General features: G+C 53.9%; 3 protein-coding genes. All 3 read right to left on the bottom strand.

Features of this window, described 5'->3' with window-relative positions; all coding sequences use genetic code 11:
- Positions 1–136: 136 nt before the first annotated feature.
- Positions 137–2,929 carry an isoleucine--tRNA ligase gene (ileS, locus tag HMPREF2959_RS05965; protein WP_070696518.1) on the bottom strand — a complete coding sequence of 931 codons (2,793 nt, stop codon included), beginning with the start codon at positions 2,927–2,929 and terminating at the stop codon, positions 137–139.
- A 141-nt stretch (positions 2,930–3,070) separates the two neighbouring features.
- Positions 3,071–3,991: a bifunctional riboflavin kinase/FAD synthetase gene (ribF, locus tag HMPREF2959_RS05960; RefSeq protein WP_025459201.1), complete on the bottom strand. Its 921-nt coding sequence runs from the start codon at positions 3,989–3,991 to the stop codon at positions 3,071–3,073.
- Positions 3,992–4,066: 75 nt separating this feature from the next.
- A partial coding sequence (locus HMPREF2959_RS12595) for a hypothetical protein (RefSeq protein ID WP_168165456.1) occupies positions 4,067–4,265 on the bottom strand: 199 nt, incomplete at its 5' end.

Below are 4,265 nucleotides of genomic sequence, written 5' to 3'. Positions count from 1 at the left end.
GGAATGACGGTTCAGTTGCATTCCGACAACACCGCAATCTTGAAACCCCTCCGCCGTTATAAAGACAAATTGCGGCACAAAAAATGCCGTCTGAAATGCTGTTTGGCGGTTTCAGACGGCATTTGCTCAAACTTTATCAGGCGTAATGGCGCGTTTCGCCTTCCCCGCCGACATTCTCTGCACAGCGTTTGCAGACGGTTTCATAGCCTGCAACCGCGCCCACATCGCGGGTGTAGTGCCAGCAGCGTTCGCATTTTTCACCATCACTGGCTTTAGCGGCAACGGCAAGTTCGCTGCCTACTTTCACTTCTGCTTTAGACACCAGCAAAGCAAAGCGCAATTCTTCGCCCAAAGCATTCAGATAGCCGGCCATTTCTTCCGGCGCGGTAATTTCGGCTTCGGCTTGCAAGGACGAACCGACGGTTTTGTCGGCGCGCAAAGGCTCGATGGCGGCGGTTACCGCTTCGCGGGCTTCGCGGATTGCCGTCCATTTTTTCACCAGTTCGGCTTCGGTTTTTTCGTTGATGGTCGGGAACTCGTGCCAAGTATGGAAGAGGACGCTGTCTTCTTCGCCGCCGCCGATGATGTCCCACGCTTCTTCGCCGGTGAAGCACAAAATCGGTGCAATCAAGAGAACCAAACTGCGTGTGATGTGATACAGGGCAGTTTGTGCGCTACGGCGTGCATGGCTGTCGGCTTTGGTGGTGTAGAGGCGGTCTTTCAGGATGTCGAGGTAGAACGCACCCAAGTCTTCCGAGCAGAAAGAAACAATGTCTTTTACGGCAAAGTGGAAGGCATAACGCGGATAGTAATCGCCTGCCAGACGCTCTTGCAGCTGACGTGCCAATACCACGGCGTAGCGGTCGATTTCCACCATATCCGCCTGTTGCACGGCATCTTCAATCGGATTAAAGTCGCTCAAGTTGGCAAACAAAAAGCTCAAGGTATTGCGGATACGGCGGTAGCTTTCGGTTACGCGTTTGAGGATTTCTTTGGAAATCGCCAATTCGCCGCTGTAATCGGTAGATGCCGCCCACAGGCGCAGGATGTCTGCGCCGAATTCGTTATAAACCTCTTGCGGTGCAACGACGTTGCCGATGGATTTCGACATTTTTTTGCCTTCGCCGTCGACAACGAAACCATGGGTCAGCAGCTGTTTATACGGCGCGCGACCCATTGATGAGGCGCAGCCGGTCAGCATGGACGATTGAAACCAGCCGCGGTGTTGGTCGCTGCCTTCGAGATACAAATCAGCCGGCCATTCCAATTTTTCGCGTTGTTTCACAACGGAATAATGGGTCGAGCCGGAGTCGAACCATACGTCCATTGTGTCAGAAAGTTTATCGTAATTTTCGCAATCTTCCGCGCTCAAGAGTTCGCTCTTATCGAGGGAGAACCACGCTTCGATGCCTTTTTCTTCGATTTTCAGGGCAACTTTTTCCAAAAGTTCGGCAGAGTTCGGATGCAGCTCGCCCGTTTCTTTGTGAACAAAGAAAGTCATCGGCGTGCCCCAATAGCGTTGGCGTGAAACCACCCAGTCAGGACGACCTTCAATCATGGCTTCCAAACGCGCGCGACCCCAAGACGGGAAGAATTCGGTGTCGTCCACGGCCTTGATGGCTTTGTCGCGCAGGGTTTTGCCGTCGGCACCAGCTTTGTCCATACCGACAAACCATTGACCTGTCGCGCGGTAAATCAGCGGCGTTTTGTGCCGCCAGCAGTGGGCGTAGCTGTGTTCGATTTTACTGCTTGCCAAAAGGTTGCCGGTTTCTTCCAACCATTGCAGGATGACGGGGTTCGCCTCCCAAACGCGCATACCGGCAACGCGCGGCGTTTCGCCGATGTATTTGCCTTCGGCGTTGACAGGATTGTAAAGCTCGATGCCGTATTTGTTGCAGACGGCGTAGTCTTCCAAACCGTGCGCGGGCGCAGTATGCACCAAGCCGGTACCGGCATCGGTGGTAACGTGTTCGCCGTTAAGCATGGGAATATCGCGTTTGAGGAACGGATGGTTCATGTGCAGGTTTTCCAGCTTGTCGCCGGTGGTTTCCGCGAGGACGCTGAGGTCGTCTGAAACGAAGCCGTAGCGTTTGAGCGCATCTTCCGCCAAATCTTTCGCCAATACCAATTTGCCTTTGGGCGTATCGATTAATTGATACACCACGTCTGCACCCGCTGAAACAGCTTGGCTCGCAGGCAAAGTCCAAGGCGTGGTTGTCCAAATAACGGCAAACGCTTTGCCTTCGATACCTGCCAAACCGAATGCGGCGGCAAGCGCGGCGGTGTCTTTAAACGGATAGGCAACGTCAATCGCAGGCGATACTTTGTCTTTGTATTCCACTTCCGCTTCGGCCAATGAAGAACCGCAGTCCAAGCAGAATTGAACCGGTTTCGCGCCCCGGTAGAGATAGCCCGATTTGTAGATTTCGCCGAGCATACGCACGGTATCGGCTTCTGTTTTGAAATCCATGGTCAGGTAAGGATGGTCCCAGTCGCCCAACACGCCCAAGCGGATAAAGTCTTTTTTCTGGCGGGCAACCTGTTCGGCGGCATATTCGCGGCACAATTCGCGGAAACGGGCTTTGGGCATATCTTTGCCGTGCAGTTTTTCCACCATCACTTCGATAGGCAAACCGTGGCAGTCCCAACCCGGCACATAAGGCGCGTCAAAACCGGCTTGGGTTTTGCTGCGGATAATGATGTCTTTGAGAATTTTATTGACGGCATGACCGATGTGGATGTCGCCGTTGGCATACGGAGGGCCGTCGTGCAGAATAAATTTCGGACGGCCTTTGGCGATTTCGCGCAGTTTTTGGTAGCGTTTTTGCTCGTACCAGCTTTTCAGCCATGCAGGCTCGCGCTTGGCAAGGTTGCCGCGCATCGGAAACGGGCTCTCGAGCAGGTTTACGGTTTTACTGTAATCGGTCATTTTTTAATCTCTATTGTTACAATATTTCGGTTTCAGACGGCATTGCGCCTCAAACAGTATTTCACAACGGGAAACCCCTATGCCGTCTGAAAAGTTAAAAGATTGATTGTAGCCCAATCGGATGGTTTGTATAAGGTTTTTCTACCAACACTTTGCGGCTTCCATATCGGCTGCTATCTGCCTTTTCAGTTCTGCCATACCGTCAAACTTTTCTTCATCGCGCAGTTTGTGCAGGAAGCGGACGTTCAGCCGTTGTCCGTACAGGTCGCCTTGAAAGTCGAACAGGTGGACTTCAAGCTTTTGAGAACAGCCGCTATCAACGGTGGGATTGAAACCGAAGCTCGCCACGCCGCGCCGCGTGCCGAATGCGCCGTCCGCTTCGACGACGAACACGCCGCCGAGTGCATAACGGTGGCGGGGCAGGCGGATGTTGGCAGTCGGGGCATTTAGGGTGCGTCCGAGTTTTCTGCCGTGCACCACCCTGCCGCTCAAGACGTAGTCGTGTCCCAAAAGTTTTTTCGCATAGGCAAGGTTGCCGTCTGAAAGGGCTTGTCGCACGGCGGTACTGCTGGTGCGGATGTCTTCGACGATGACGGAAGGCGTACGCTCGGTCTGCATATCGGGCTGTTGTGCCAAAAGTTCAAAACAGCCTTCCCGCCCCGCACCGAAACGGAAATCGTCGCCGACGAGCAAATAACGCGTATTCAAGGTTTGACGCAGCAGGCGGTCGATAAACCCTTGCGCGGATATTTCGGAAAAATTTTGATCGAAACGTAAAACCCAGACGGCATCGACGCAGCCCGTCCCTTCCAGCAATTCCAGTTTGGTACGCAGGGGGCTGATGCGGCAGGGCGGGGTTTTGCCTGTGCGGCTTGCAAAAAATTCTTTGGGTTGAGGTTCGAAGATGACGGCAACGACGGGCAGTCCGCGCGCGTCGGCTTCGAGGCGGAGTTTTTGGAGGATGTGTTTGTGTCCGAGGTGTACGCCGTCGAAATTGCCTATGGTTACGGCGGCACCCTGTGGAAAGTCGGGCGCGTTGTGCCGCCCCAGCCTGATTTTCATTGTTGCGTTCGGGTATGTGGTGAAACAGGCGGTCATTGTAAACGGTATTGCGGTTTATAGACAGTGTGCCGCCCGTTACGCCCGCCCGACGCGGGAAAAGTAGGCAAATTTCCCGCCGCCGAACGCGCCAAACGCACAAAAACGCGCAGCAGGCGCGGTGCTATGTGTTGAAACATCGCCCCAAACCTGATGCAACATCAGTGAAAATCGTTCTTTTTTAACCAGGTAAACCGAGACAAGCAACCCTCCGCCGTCATTCCCGCGCAGGCGGGAA

It is taken from the genome of Neisseria sp. HMSC070F02, assembly GCF_001814225.1.
In the GTDB taxonomy this organism is placed as follows: Bacteria; Pseudomonadota; Gammaproteobacteria; order Burkholderiales; family Neisseriaceae; genus Neisseria; species Neisseria meningitidis.
Note: the sequence above shows the minus strand (reverse complement) of the source record. Positions and strands in the feature narration are given on the sequence as shown.

Coding starts and splice junctions, on each gene's coding strand:
- ileS (WP_070696518.1), bottom strand. CDS start 2,929: ATGACCGATTACAGTAAAACCGTAAACCTGCTCGAGAGCCCGTTTCCG.
- ribF (WP_025459201.1), bottom strand. CDS start 3,991: ATGAAAATCAGGCTGGGGCGGCACAACGCGCCCGACTTTCCACAGGGT.